This is a genomic window from Halorussus gelatinilyticus (genome assembly GCF_023238445.1).
GTDB classification, from domain to species: domain Archaea; phylum Halobacteriota; class Halobacteria; order Halobacteriales; family Haladaptataceae; genus Halorussus; species Halorussus gelatinilyticus.
Window position 1 is genome coordinate 2138659 of the sequence record NZ_CP096658.1, and the last position, 13701, is coordinate 2152359.

Sequence of the window (13701 nt, forward strand, 5' to 3'; positions counted from 1 at the left end):
GCGGACGCCGAACCGGGCGCGACCCCGATCTCTCGACGGGGTTCGACCTGATGCACCCGAGCATGGAACTGGTCTCCGGCGGCCAGCGCGAGCACCGCTACGACCGACTGGTCGAAGGATTCGAACAGCAGGGACTCGACCCCGCGGCGTTCGACTACTACACTCGGATGTTCGAGTACGGCATGCCGCCCCACGCCGGGTGGGGACTCGGCGGCGAGCGCCTCGTGATGACGATGCTCGGACTGGAGAACATCCGCGAGGCCGTGCTGTTCCCGCGGGACAGACAGCGACTCTCGCCGTAGCTCGGACTGCCTGCCGGACGTCCGCCGCCGTCCATCGTCGAAAAAATCGCTCGCCGACCTCAACACCCGCAGGCTTCGCAACAGGGGTCGACGTAGCCGGGGAACTGGTGACAGCACCCCGTGACGTAGCCGACGTCGCAACCGCTCTGTTCGCAACACTCGACTTGGTAAACCTTGTAGTTGCCAGTGTTGTCGTCGCAGAGCTGGTTGTCGCAGGCTTCCGTGAGGGCGCATCGCTCCTGAATCGTCACGCCGTCCTTCGAGTCGTAATCGAGGCGCTGGACTGTCTCCCCGCGGTCGAGGTAGCCGTAGGCCCGACCCGCCTCGGGTTGGACGATGAGGTGGAGGTCGTACTCGTCGGTGCGGTACGCGAGGTCGATGTGGGCGGTCAGGCCCTCGTCGGCCGACACCGCGCCGACGTTGACGCTCCGGTCGCGTTCGAGGTGTTCTCCCGTCGGCTTCGGTTCGGTCACGAGGTCCGCGGGGTCGGCGCTATCGACCAGTCCCTCGGCTTCGAGCGCGGCGAGGAACTCGCCAGCGTGTTCGGCGACGCGCTCGCGGACCACCGCTTCGGCGTCGTACTGGGCGCGAACCTGCTCCTTCTGAGCCATGCTCGCGTACCCCGCGGCGTCCGAGGCGCTGGCGGTTCCCGCGCTCGCCGCGGCGACGGACCCCGCGGCGACTCCCTTCAGCAGGCTTCGTCGGCTGGCGTTCACGTCGTCGGTCTGGTCGTCTCGGAACATGCACACACAATTTTCTTTCTTATTAATATTTAATTTAATGTCTAGATATTTAGTCTCGGGTGCACCCGAACGCAGGGCCGGGTCCGCGCCGACGAATAGTACAAACGTTATACGGACCGACTCGAAAGAGTGGCGCATGACCGACGACTCGTCGCGGGCGTTCGTGCCGGGCCACGTCACCGGCTTCTTCAGCGTTCACGAGGCCGACGACCCCGAGCAGGCAGGTTCCCGTGGCGCGGGCCTGACCCTCTCGGAGGGCGTGACCGTCGAGGTCGAACCCGCCGCCGAGACCGGAATGCAACTGAACGACGAACCCGCCGCTATCGAGGCGGTGACGCGCGTTTTGGAGGAACTCGACGTGGACGCCTACGTCCGAGCGGAGACGGACCTGCCGGTCGGCGCGGGCTTCGGCGTCTCGGGTGCGGCCGCGCTCGGGACCACGCTCGCCGCGAACCGGACCTTCGACTGCGGACGCTCGGAGAACGAACTCGTCGCCGTCGCCCACGCCGCGGAGGTCCACGCCGGGACCGGACTCGGCGACGTGGTGGCCCAAGCCCGCGGCGGCGTTCCGATTCGACTCGACCCCGGCGCGCCGGAGTACAACCGACTCGACGGCGTGCCCGAGCGAACTCGCGTCGAGTACCTGACGCTGGGCGAGCGCTCGACCTCGGCGGTCCTCTCGGGGAACACCGACCGCCTCTCGGAGGTCGGCGTGGACAAACTCGTTCGTCTCGTCGAGGAGCCGACGCTGGCGACGCTGATGGCGGTCTCGCGTGAGTTCGCCAGCGAGGCCGACCTGCTGACGTCCGAGGTCGAGAGCGTCCTCTCGGAGGTCGAGGCGGTCGGCGGCGAGGCGGCGATGGCGATGCTCGGCGAGACCGTCTTCGCGCTGGGCAACGGTCTCTCGCGGGCGGGCTACGACCCCGAGACCTGCGAGACCCACCCCGCGGGCGCGACGCTGCAGATGGACTGATTTTTCCCGGCCGGGAGCCGACAGGGAGATATGACCGAAATTCCCGACGACCACCCCCGCGCCGAGTCGCTCCGGACCCGCCACCGAATCGAGGATGGCGTCGAGTTGGGCATCACGAGCAAGCAGGGTCTCATCGCGCAGGGCCGCGGCGAGGCCTACGACTACCTGCTCGGCGAGGAGACCATCCCGAGCGCCGACGCCGCCGAGCGCGCCGCGGCCGCCCGGTTGCTACTCGCCGACCACCCCGTCCTCTCGGTGAACGGGAACGTCGCCGCGCTCGTGCCCGGCGAGATGGTCGAACTGGCCGAGGCCGTGGACGCGGACCTCGAAGTCAACCTGTTCAACCGGACCGCCGAGCGCATGGAAGCCATCGCGGACCACCTGCGCGACCACGGTGCCGAGGACGTGAAGGGTCTCGCGGCCGACGCCCGGATTCCGGGGCTGGACCACGAGCGCGCGAAGGTGGACGAGGACGGCATCCGTTCGGCCGACGTGGTGGTCGTCCCGCTGGAGGACGGCGACCGGGCGGAGGCGCTGGCCGAGATGGGCAAGACCGAAATCGTCGTGGACCTGAACCCGATGTCGCGCTCGGCGCAGACCGCCGCGATTCCCGTCATCGACAACATCGTCCGGGCGGTGCCCAATATGACGAAACACGCGAGGGAGTTGCGAGAGCGGGGCGCGAGTCGCGAGGAACTGGAAGCCATCGTCGCGGAGTTCGACCGCGAGGAAGCGCTCGAAGCGGCGGAGAAGGCGATTCGGCGGGGCGAGTTGGACTGACCGACCGCGGCGGTTCCACTATCTTTTTGTTACTCGAACGGAACTACGCCACGATTGCATGACACCTCGGAGTTCGCTCGCACGGGTGAGGACGCCGTGACCGACTACGAAGTGCGGTACGTGGACCGGACGCTCCCCGGTCCCGAGACCGTCCGCGAGGCGCTCGCGACGGTGGACGACGCGCTCGGCCCGGAGCGACTCGTCAGGCTGTGTCGCGTCCTCTACCCGGTTCACCGAGTCCGGGTCGCGTACACGCCGCCCGGCGACCCCGGCGCGGTCGCGGGGCGGGCCGACGTGCTGGTGGACGGTCTCGACGCGGGCCACGAGACCGACCTCGCGTCGTTCGCCGAGAAGTGCGCGTCGCCGGTCCCGGTCTCGCTGGTCGGTCGGTACCGACTCGGTACCCACGCCGGGCCGGAGTCGGTCGTCCCGGTCGAATTCGAGCGCGACAAGCGAGCGGTCCGAACCGAGTTCGCCGAACGGCTCCGCGAGACCGACGCGGCGTCGGCCGGCCGACTCCGCGAGCGCTACGGCCTGCCCGACGAGTTCGACCCGACGGGCGCGTTCGAGATCGAGGACGCGACTCGGCTCTATCTCCCCTTCTGGCTCGCGGAGTTCGCCGACGACGCGGGCGGGCGACTGGTCGCGTTCCGCGACGAGAAGTGGACCACGGGCGAGGCGACCCGCCGGGGCGCGTGGCTCTCGGAACACGTCGCCGGAGACGAGCGACTCCTCTCGCGGGTCCGGGACGTGGCGACGCTCGACCGGTGGCGCGAGCGTCGCAGGCCGGGCCAGAGCGGTGGTAGTGAACGCGCCGAATCGCGCCACCCGCGGGACAGCGACGGCACGGAGAACCCGTTCCGCGACGCGCTCTCGTCGGCCGATTCGTCCGCGGACGAATCGGCCGACGGGCCGTCCACGGAAGCGGAAGCCAGCGCCGGCGAGACGGAGGGAGAATCCGGCCGCGGGACCGACGACGCGGACGACGAGATAACCGTCCCGGACGACGTGGAGCTGTCGGTCCGGTCCATCGTGGAGACGAACCCGGACCGCGACTTCGCCGACGTGGGCGGGATGGCCGAGCTGAAGACGACGCTGACCGAGTTGGTCGTGGACCCGCTAGAGGACCCGGAGAAGTACGAGCGCTACGGGTTGGGCGTGACCGACGGCGTGTTGCTCTACGGCCCGCCGGGGTGCGGCAAGACCTACGTCGCGGGCGCGCTGGCCGGCGAACTCGACCGCCACTTCCTCTCCATCTCGCCGAGCGACCTGACGAGCAAGTGGGTCGGCGAGGCGGCGGACAACGTGGCCGACGTGTTCGAGGTGGCGCGAGCGAACGCGCCGTGTCTGGTCTTCATCGACGAGATAGACGCCGTGGCGAGCGACCGGAGCGGCGACATGACCAACACCGAACAGCAGATGGTCAACCAACTGCTCGCCGAACTCGAGGGGTCGAGCGACGACGACGTGGTGGTGCTGGCCGCGACGAACCTCGTTGAGGACGTGGACGACGCAGTGCTGCGCTCGGGCCGGTTCGACGAGCGCGTCGAAGTCGCGCCGCCAGACGCCGAAGCGCGCGAGGCCATCCTCGGCGTCCACCTCGACGGGCGACCCACGACCGACGACCTCTCGCTCGGGGAGACGGTCGCGCGAACCGAGGGCTACGCCGCCAGCGACGTGGAACTCGTCGCGGAGCGGGCGGCGCGGGCCGCGCTCGCCGACGAGGCCGACATCCGGGAGGACCACTTGCTGGCGGCCGCCGAGGAGGTCGAGACGAGCATCCCCGCGTGGCTGGACGAGTACGACGTGGCGGCCACCGGCGAGGCCGACGAGAACGGCGTCCGGCAACCGCCGGGGGTCTCGCTGGACGCGAGCGACCTGCTCGACGCGCCGCCCGAGCGCGACTTCGCGGCGGTTCCCGGCATGGCGGGACCGACGACTGCACTCCGCGAGCGCGTCCTCGACCAACTCGAAAACCCCGAGCAGTACGCCGACTACGGGCTGGACTCGCCCGACGGCGTGCTGCTCTACGGCCCGCCGGAGTGCGGGAAGACGTACCTGAGCCGGGCCATCGCGGGCGAACTCGACCGTCCCTACCTCCGGGTGACGCCGACGAAACTCGCCGTCGAGTGGGACGGTTCGCCGACCGAGAACCTCGCGGACGCCTTCGAGGTGGCGCGGGCGAACGCGCCCTGCGTCGTCTTCGTGGACGACTTGGACGCGCTGACGCCGGGCGCCCCCGCCGCGGCCGACCGCGCGCTGACCCACCGCCTCGTCGCCGAACTCGCCGCGTCGCCGCCGGACGTGTTCGTCGTCGGCGCGACCCACCTCGTGGAGGACGTGGCCGCTTCGGTCCGCCACGCCGGCTGTTTCGGCGAGCGCGTCGAGGTGGCGCTCCCGGACGCCGACACCCGCGAGGCGGTCCTGCGCGCGACGCTGGACGACCGACTCCTCGGCGACGTGGACTGGGCGGCCGTGGTCGAGGCGTCGGCCGGCGACACCGTTGGCGACCTCAGACTGGTCGCCGAGAGCGCGGCCCGGAGCGCGCTCCGCGAGGACGAGGCGGTAGACACCGACCGCCTGCGCTCGACGCTGGCGACCGTCGGCCGGAGCGTCGAAGACTGGAACGAGCGCGCCCGCTACGCCGACAGCGAGTACGGGTCGGACCTGCGGACCGTGCGCTGACGGTCGGGGTACGGCCGAGTGGTTTCGGTATCCGACGAGCGGTCTCGCTGTCCGACGAGCGTCCCGCTATCGGTCGGTGAGTGTTCTCCCGTCGGGAGACGAGCGTCTCGCTGTCGGGTGTAGTGTTCGCAAAAATCGCAGTTCGACGCCGCTCTACGCGACGTGTCTACGGATTATGCGCGGACGACGTTCGTCGCGCGCGGGCCCTTGGGGGCGTCTTCGATGTCGAATTCGATGTCAGTTCCCTCTTCGAGGTCGGGGCCGCCAACGTCCTCCATGTGGAAAAACACGTCGTCGTCAGAGTCCTCGGTCGAGATGAAGCCGTAACCGCCAGTGTCGTTGAAGAAATCAACAGTTCCGTTTGCCATTGCAATTATACGGAGGACCCCGCTACGGATAACGCTTCCGAGGGTCGCGGTATCACGGGTATCGGTCGCTCTGAGCCGGGAATTCTCCTGAATGTGGGTGCGTTCGGGTTTAATTCGGTGGTTCGCGTCGATGCCGTGGAAACGAGTCGAACGAGACGAAACGGGATTTCGAGCGGAGGGTCGTCCCGACCGAGACCGTATTTCCGACGAGCCATTCCGCAACCCCTTTCAACAACCTCGTGGTATTACTGAGTTGTATGAGCGAATTCGACCAGTTCAGCGACGTCGGCGAAGCGGACGTGACCCGTGCCATCGGACAGGAGTGGACCGAGGAGTTCATGGACTTCAGCGACTCGGACGTCATCATCGTCGGGGGCGGTCCCTCCGGACTGATGGCGGCGAAGGAACTCTCCGAGCGCGGTGTGAAGACGATGGTCGTCGAGAAGAACAACTACCTCGGCGGCGGGTTCTGGCTCGGCGGCTTCCTGATGAACAAGGTCACGGTTCGCGACCCGGCACAGCACGTCTTGGACGACCTCGACGTGGACTTCAAGCGCTCGCAGGACAGCGAGGGCCTCTACGTCGCCAACGGCCCCCACGCCTGCTCGGCGCTCATCAAGGCCGCCTGCGACGCGGGCGCGAAGATGCAGAACATGACCGAGTTCACCGACATCGTGATTCGGGAGGACCACCGCGTCGGCGGCATCGTGATGAACTGGACGCCGGTCCACGCCCTGCCCCGCGAGATAACCTGCGTGGACCCCATCGCTGTCGAAGCCGACTTGGTCATCGACGCGACCGGTCACGACGGTATGGCGGTCTCGAAACTCGACGAGCGCGGCGTCCTCGACGCCCCCGGCATCGGCGACGCCAAGGAGAGCGCGACCGGCATGGACAAGACCGGCGACGACTCGTACGGCGCGCCCGGCCACGACTCGCCCGGCCACGACTCGATGTGGGTCGGCAAGTCGGAGGACGCCGTGGTCGAACACACCGGTCTCGTCCACGACGGTCTCGTCGTCACCGGCATGGCGACCGCGACGACCTACGGGCTTCCGCGCATGGGACCGACCTTCGGTGCGATGCTCCTGTCGGGCAAGCGCGCCGCCCAGTGCGCCATCGACGAGTTGGGCGTCGATGCGGACCCCGTGGAGATGACCACGAAGACGGCCTCGGCCGACGACTGAGGACTCGGCGCTCGTTTTCCGTATCGTTCCACCTACTCTGCGACGCCCATCGCGAACATCGTCGTCGGCGTCTGGTCCTCGGCCCGCGGCGAGAGGAAGTCGGTCACCTCGTCGTCGTAGAACGTCAGGCCCGTCCCGCCGAGCGGCCGGTGGGCGTAGGTCGCCAGATACAATCGGCCCAGCACGACGCCCGCCTCCAGTTGCGCCAGTCGGTACCCTCGGTCGCCCAGCGCCTCGGCAACCCGGTCCACGTCCGTCATGCAGTAGACGTTGACGTGGGCGTCGCCGCCCCACTCTTGGCCGAGCGCGAGTCGGGTCTGGTCGGCGCTCGTCGCGTCGCCGAGACGCTCCAGCGCGGCCTCCTCGGGGTGGAACTGGTAGCGTCCGTCGGGGACGTCCGCCACGTCGGTCGCGATGGCGTAGACGTCGTTGAGTTGGAGTCCCGGCGCGCCCGCGTCGTCACCGCCACCCGTCCAGTCGCCCGGCACTCCGCGGGTCGCCCGGTCGAGGACGGTTCCGAGCTTTCGCCTGCTCAGCAGTTCGTCGGCGAACGACCGGCACGACCGGCGGCGCTCCATCGCGCTTCGGACCGGACGGGCCACCTCGGTCCCGTGGTCTACCGGGTCCAGCGGGACGCGTTCGCCGTCGCCCGCACCGACTCTCCCGACCGGCAGGGCCTCGCGGACCTGCTCGCGCCACGCGCTCACGGCCTCGCCGTCGGAGAGTGCGCTGGTCGCCCACGCCTCGTGGGGAAGGTCGTGCGACCGGTCGCGAGGCGGATGCGGAACGGTCTCGACGTCGATGGGAGCGACCGAGGGGGACTCGCCCGTCGGCGTGCCCCGTCCTACCGGAACGAGTTCCAGCGGGGCCTCGGTCCGGGGGTCGAGTCCGAGCAGGTCCGCCACGGCGGAATCGTCGAACCCGGCGACGACCGACGCGGGCAGGTCGAAGGCGTGGGCGGCCGCGAGCAGGTGCGAAACCACGGTTCCCGAGTCCCAGAACGCGTGGCGGTAGGTCCGCTCGCGGTACTTCCACGCGTTGCGCCACCACTCGGAGGTGACGGCGACGGTGACGGGCGCGTCCGCGACGCCGGGACTCGCGTCCGCCGCTGCGCTCGACCCCTCCCCGTCCGCTTCTGGAGAGCGGTCTCCGGTCGCGGTCGCGAGGACGCCCCGGTAGTCGCCCTCGCGGAGCAGGTCGAGCGAGAGCGTCGCGGGGTCGAAGTGGTAGACCCCGGCGTCGAGACCGTCGAGGTCGCCGCAGACGACGTACGCCTCGACGTGGTGGAGGTTGCCCGTACACGACGCCATCCTGTAGTACGACGGCTGGTCGGTCCCATCAGTCGGGTGGTCGGTCTCGTGCTTGACGCCCGCCGCCCAGTAGCACAGCGACGCCACGGTCACGGCGTCTACGGGGTCGCGTTCGGTCTGTTCGGCCCCGGCGAGCGGATCGGTGTCGGCCTCCGCGACGACCGACAGCGCCGAGAGGACGGGCGAGCGGACTCCCGGAAGCGACACGCGCGGTCGGTCGCGGTAGGTCTCGAGCGGTCGGGGCATCGTCTCGAAGTCGAGTTCCAGGTCGGGGTCCGGAAAGTCGCTCGTGGCGTGTTTCGTGCGTTCGTGGTACTCGGGAGCGCGGACCATATGACGACAGTTACTGCCAACCGACACTTAGGGGTTGTCGTGGTACGGGGAACCGCAACACGTTTCCCCAGTGGTACAACCCGAGAATATGGCCGAGACGGTGACTGTCTACCGCACACCTTCCGCCGTCGCGGACGCCGAAGCAATCGCCGATTGGCTCCGCGGCCGACTCCCTGACGGTGACGACGGCGACCCCGAAGTCCGAGTCCGCGACCGCTTTCTGGACGTCCATCGGAACGACGACGCCGCCACCGAAGCCCTCGCCGAGCGGTTCGCCGAGGCGCGGGTCCTCTCGCCGTACGAGCGCGAGACCGGCAACGCGATGCTCGGCGTCGTCCGGTACGAGGAGCGCGCGCTCGACCACCCCGAGCGGGAGGGAGGCGTCCTCTACGACGGCGTGGCGGTCCAGCGCGCGCTCAACGCCGCGATTCCCGAGGACGAGCGCACCCTCGACCACCTCCACGTCGCGCTGTTGGACCGGGCCGTAGGGACGTGGGGCGACCACGACGGTCGGTGGCACAAGCGCGTGAACGTCCTCGGTCAGCCGGCGCTCGTCTCGGTGCCGGGGCTCTACGAAGCGCCCGCCAAGCCCGAGCAGTATTACGAGGAGAAGCAGAAGCACGCGCTCGTCTCGGGCGACGCGCCGCCCCGCGAGGTGCTGGAGAACGAAGTCGAGGGCGAGTTTCTGGTGGCCGAAGACCCCCGGACCACCGAGGCGCTGAAGGGTTACGTCCTGCAGGCGGTCCACTGCTGGCTGACCGGCGAGGGGTTCTGCGAGGAGTCGGGGTGTCGGCTCTCGAATCCGCACCGCCAACCGGGCGTGGTCGAGGCCCAACTCCGCGACCCCGCGTTCTGCGAGGACCACGCGGAGCGGTACGGGTAGCGCGAGACCGGACGGATTTCGTCCGACCGACCGAGCGATTCGGAGGCCAGCCACCAGCATCGAGGCGGTCTGACAGACCGCGGTGTCTGATACGACCGATTTATTCGGCCCGCGCACCACTATCGAAGTGACGACACGCGACTCTGGCAGTCAGTGTCTGTCGTCCGGGGCTGGTATCCCCTACCACTACCCAAACTGGACCCTTCTGGCGGAACGTCCTCGTCGAGCCACGCGGCCGCCCGTAATCCGGACGACGCCCAGCGCGTGTTCGCTGTGGGTCGTCTCGTCGGCGCGCGCTCTGAGCGCTCGTCTCGCCGCCGCCACGCGGTCGTCCAGCACCGTCCACGGCGGGGCGTCGTAGGCTTCGGTCCCGCTCGGCGACGAGGCGACGACGAGGCCGCGGAACGCTCGATTCACCGGCCAACCGAACCAGCGCGTCGTCTGGGCCGCGTCCAGCAGCGCGAGCCGGCCGCCGGGCGCGAGGCGGTCGGCCCACCGCTCGACTTCGGCGGCGGGGTCGGCGAGCATCCCGACGACGAAGGTAGCGAGGATGGCGTCCGGAGCTTCGCGGAACTCGATTTCGGTGGCGTCGGCTCGGACGCAGTGGACGTTGCGCCAGTCCTCGCGCTCGATGCGGTCGCGGGCCCGGCCCAACATCCCTTGCGTGAAGTCCACGCCGACGACCCGGCCGGTCGGGCCGACGCGCTCGCGGAGGTGCGGGAAGTTCGCGCCCGTGCCGCATCCCATCTCGACCACGGTGTCGCCGGGGTCGAGCGCGAGCGCGTCGGCCGCGCGCGCTCGGAGGTCCCCGAGACCGGGCGTCGAGCGCGCGAGGAAGTCGTAGAAGTCGGCCCACCGGCCGTAGAACTGCTGTGCCGCCGCGGTCGCGTCGCGTGACATGTCGGACTGTACGACAGCCGAGAACTAAACGTCTGAGGCCGGGACGCGAAACGTAGTTTCGCGGCCGTTGCGCTCAAGGACGGAACCGTCGTAGCCTGTCGGCATGACAGTCGCGATTACCGAAGACGACGTGGACAAGACGGTCGTGGACGCCGAGGGACAGAAGGTCGGAACCGTGACCGAGATTCACCACGGCGCGGCCCGCGTCAGCGCCGACGAGGAGACCGTCGAGGAGATGCAGACCCGACTGCCGCAGGGTGGTATCGACGAGCGGACCTACGCGGTCCACGACGAGAGCGTCGCCGACATCACGGAGGACCGACTCGTCCTCGACGTCGAAGCGTAGTCGGTCGAATCGCCGCGGATTTTCGCCAGTTCGGAATCATAGACGTTTCTTTGCCGTGTCTATATCGTTATTTGACGAGTATTTGGGCTGCTTTCGTCGGTAGCCGTCGGCTCGTCTGGGTGCGGGTCCGGGCGACTGCACCGCGAGCAGTTGCCGCCTCTCGTCAGACCGTGACCGCGACGCACTGGACTGCAGTCCCCGACGCACTGCGACCGCCGACCGAGACCGCACTGCCACAGCATCTGCAACGCGACCTAATGCCGACGCCAATCGGACCGCACGCCACCGCAACCGCACACCAACTGCGCCCCGAACTTCTCCGCCTGCGTCTGCTCGCGGTCGGCGTCACTTCGAGACCACCGTCGGCCGTCGGACCGAGCGCGCCCCAAATTCGACGGCTCAAAACCAAATCCGGTTACGAGTTAATATTCAGGACGCTAACCGGTCGGAACATTCTTTATTCGCCTTCTTGTTCTCCCACATGCACCAATGGCTGTACTCTGGCTGGACGAAATCACCGCGGACGACCTCGAACTGGTCGGCGGGAAGGGCGCGTCGCTGGGGGAACTCACCGGCGCTGGCCTGCCGGTCCCTTCGGGGTTCGTGGTTTCGGCCGGCACCTACCGCTCGTTCATCGAGGAGACGGGAATCGACGAGGAACTGTTCGAGACCGTGGACGTGGACACGGAGGACTCGAAGGCGCTCGCGGAGGCCCAGTCTCGGGCCAAGGAACTCGTTCTCGAAACCGAGATGCCCGAGGAGATTCGCCAGGAGATCTACGACTCGTACGACGAGATGGGAGACGGCGACGACTTCGTGGCCGTCCGCTCGTCGGCGACCGCCGAGGACCTCCCGGACGCCTCGTTCGCGGGCCAACAGGAGACGTTCCTCAACGTCACCCGCGAGGACCTCGTGGACCGCGTCAAGCGGTGCTGGGCGTCGCTGTTCACGCAACGCGCTATCTACTATCGACAGGAGAAGGGCTTCGCCCACGACAAGGTGGACATCGCGGTCGTCGTCCAGCGGATGGTGGACGCCGAGAAGTCCGGCGTGATGTTCACCAGCCACCCTTCGACGGGGGCGTCCCAGATCATCATCGAGGCCGCGTGGGGTCTCGGCGAGGCGGTCGTCTCCGGGTCGGTCTCCCCGGACAACTACGTCGTGGACCGCGAGTCGGGCGCGGTCGAGGAGGTCACCATCGCCGACAAGAAGACGATGATGGAGAAAGACGAGGCGACCGGCGAGACGGTCGAGCGCGAGGTCCCCGACGACCTGCGCGAGGCCCAAGTGCTTGACGAGCGCGACATCGAGCGCCTCGTGGAACTCGGCGAGCGCGTCGAAGACCACTACGGAAATCCGCAGGACGTCGAGTGGGCCGTCGTGGACGGCGAGGTCTTCATGCTCCAGTCCCGGCCCATCACGACCATCGACGACGGCGAGACCGAAATCGAGACCGACGACGGCGCGAGCGCCAACGGCGCGAGCGCGGACACAGGCGGACCCGGCGCGAACGCGGGCGGTGCGAGCGCGGACGGCATCGCCGACGGGAGCGGCGCGGTCGAGACCGCCGGCGGCGCGAGTAGCGGAGCGGGCGCGAGCGACGACGGCGACGTGCTCGTCTCGGGTCTCGGCGCGAGTCCCGGCATCGCCTCGGGCGCGGTCCGCATCGTGGACCAACTCGACCAACTCGACAAGGTGAGCGAGGGCGACATCATCGTCACCGAGATGACGACGCCCGACATGGTGCCCGCGATGAAACGCGCGGCGGGCATCGCCACCGACGAGGGCGGCATGACCTCCCACGCCGCCATCGTCTCGCGCGAACTCGGCGTCCCCGCGGTCGTCGGCTGTACCGACGCCACGACGACGCTGACCGACGACCAGCGCATCACCATCGACGGCGACAAGGGCACCATCACCGAGGGCCGCAAGGAGACCACCGAGGAACGGGAACCCATCGAGGAGGCCCGCCCGAAGACGCCCGTCAAGCCGATGACCGCGACCGAGGTGAAGGTCAACGTCTCCATCCCGGAGGCCGCAGAGCGCGCCGCCGCCACGGGCGCGGACGGCGTGGGCCTGCTCCGGATGGAACACATGATTCTGTCCACGAACAAGACGCCCGCGAAGTATCTGGAGGACCACGGCGTGGACGCCTACGTCAACGAAATCGTGGAGGGCGTCCGGGGCGTCGCCGACGAGTTCTACCCCCGCCCGGTCCGCGTCCGGACCCTCGACGCGCCCACCGACGAGTTCCGCCAGTTGCAGGGCGGCGAGGACGAACCCGACGAACACAACCCGATGCTGGGCTACCGGGGCATCCGCCGGAGCCTCGACCGGCCGGAGGTGTTCAAACACGAACTCGAAGCGTTCGCCCGCCTCTACGAGATGGGCTACGACAACGTCGAAATCATGTTCCCGCTGGTCAACGACGCCGAGGACGTGATTCGGGCGCGCAACCTGCTCGAAGAGTCGGGCATCGACCCCGACAAGCGGACGTGGGGCGTGATGATAGAGACCCCCGCCTCGGCGCTCGGCGTCGAGCAGATGGCCGAGCAGGGCATCGACTTCGCGTCGTTCGGCACGAACGACCTGACCCAGTACACGCTCGCCGTGGACCGGAACAACGGGAACGTCGCCGACCGGTTCGACGAACTCCACCCCTCGGTGCTGCAACTCATCAGCCAGACCATCGCTGTCTGCCGCGAACACGACGTTGACACCTCCATCTGCGGACAGGCCGGCTCGAAGCCCAAGATGGTCCAGCACCTCGTGGACGAGGGCATCAGCTCCATCTCGGCCAACATCGACGCGGTCCGCGACGTGCAACACGAGGTCAAGCGCGTCGAACAGAGCCTGCTTCTGGACTCGGTGCGCTGACCGACCTCGGTTCC

General features: G+C 68.7%; 11 protein-coding genes and 1 pseudogene. 8 read left to right on the forward strand and 4 right to left on the reverse strand.

Features of this window, described 5'->3' with window-relative positions:
- Positions 1–20: 20 nt before the first annotated feature.
- Positions 21–302, forward strand: a pseudogene (locus M0R88_RS10975) (amino acid--tRNA ligase-related protein); the annotation flags it as partial.
- Positions 303–361: 59 nt separating this feature from the next.
- Here M0R88_RS10975 and M0R88_RS10980 read toward each other — a convergent pair.
- Complete coding sequence (locus M0R88_RS10980) at positions 362–1045, reverse strand: hypothetical protein (RefSeq protein WP_248653553.1); 684 nt, start codon at positions 1043–1045, stop codon at positions 362–364.
- Between the two features lie 136 nt (positions 1046–1181).
- Here M0R88_RS10980 and M0R88_RS10985 point away from each other — a divergent pair, with 136 nt between their 5' ends.
- Genes M0R88_RS10985 through M0R88_RS10995 form a run of 3 tightly spaced genes read left to right on the forward strand, consistent with a single transcriptional unit; the run spans position 1182 to position 5483 of the window.
- Complete coding sequence (locus tag M0R88_RS10985; RefSeq protein WP_248653554.1) at positions 1182–2018, forward strand: pantoate kinase; 837 nt, start codon at positions 1182–1184, stop codon at positions 2016–2018.
- Between the two features lie 30 nt (positions 2019–2048).
- Complete coding sequence (locus M0R88_RS10990) at positions 2049–2798, forward strand: 4-phosphopantoate--beta-alanine ligase (protein ID WP_248653555.1); 750 nt, start codon at positions 2049–2051, stop codon at positions 2796–2798.
- 54 nt (positions 2799–2852) lie between these two features.
- The gene (locus M0R88_RS10995) at positions 2853–5483 is read left to right on the forward strand and encodes an AAA family ATPase (RefSeq protein ID WP_248653556.1); all 2631 of its coding nucleotides are present in this window, start codon (positions 2853–2855) and stop codon (positions 5481–5483) included.
- Between the two features lie 173 nt (positions 5484–5656).
- On the opposite strand, the gene M0R88_RS11000 is transcribed toward M0R88_RS10995, so the two are convergent.
- The gene (locus M0R88_RS11000) at positions 5657–5851 is read right to left on the reverse strand and encodes a cold-shock protein (RefSeq protein WP_248653557.1); all 195 of its coding nucleotides are present in this window, start codon (positions 5849–5851) and stop codon (positions 5657–5659) included.
- Between the two features lie 257 nt (positions 5852–6108).
- On the opposite strand from M0R88_RS11000, the gene M0R88_RS11005 reads away from it, so the two are divergent.
- A complete protein-coding gene (locus tag M0R88_RS11005; protein ID WP_248653558.1) occupies positions 6109–7038 on the forward strand; it encodes a sulfide-dependent adenosine diphosphate thiazole synthase in 930 nt (309 codons plus the stop codon).
- A 32-nt stretch (positions 7039–7070) separates the two neighbouring features.
- On the opposite strand, the gene M0R88_RS11010 is transcribed toward M0R88_RS11005, so the two are convergent.
- Complete coding sequence (locus tag M0R88_RS11010) at positions 7071–8681, reverse strand: SagB/ThcOx family dehydrogenase (protein WP_248653559.1); 1611 nt, start codon at positions 8679–8681, stop codon at positions 7071–7073.
- Positions 8682–8769: 88 nt separating this feature from the next.
- Between M0R88_RS11010 and M0R88_RS11015 the strand changes: the two genes are divergently transcribed.
- The gene (locus M0R88_RS11015; protein WP_248653560.1) at positions 8770–9564 is read left to right on the forward strand and encodes a DUF7001 family protein; all 795 of its coding nucleotides are present in this window, start codon (positions 8770–8772) and stop codon (positions 9562–9564) included.
- 186 nt (positions 9565–9750) lie between these two features.
- On the opposite strand, the gene M0R88_RS11020 is transcribed toward M0R88_RS11015, so the two are convergent.
- Positions 9751–10464 carry a class I SAM-dependent methyltransferase gene (locus tag M0R88_RS11020; protein ID WP_248653561.1) on the reverse strand — a complete coding sequence of 238 codons (714 nt, stop codon included), beginning with the start codon at positions 10462–10464 and terminating at the stop codon, positions 9751–9753.
- A 103-nt stretch (positions 10465–10567) separates the two neighbouring features.
- On the opposite strand from M0R88_RS11020, the gene M0R88_RS11025 reads away from it, so the two are divergent.
- Positions 10568–10810 (forward strand): DUF8593 domain-containing protein, encoded by a 243-nt coding sequence (locus M0R88_RS11025; RefSeq protein WP_248653562.1) that lies wholly within the window; start codon positions 10568–10570, stop codon positions 10808–10810.
- Positions 10811–11299: 489 nt separating this feature from the next.
- Positions 11300–13687: a phosphoenolpyruvate synthase gene (ppsA, locus tag M0R88_RS11030; protein ID WP_248653563.1), complete on the forward strand. Its 2388-nt coding sequence runs from the start codon at positions 11300–11302 to the stop codon at positions 13685–13687.
- Positions 13688–13701 lie beyond the last annotated feature (14 nt).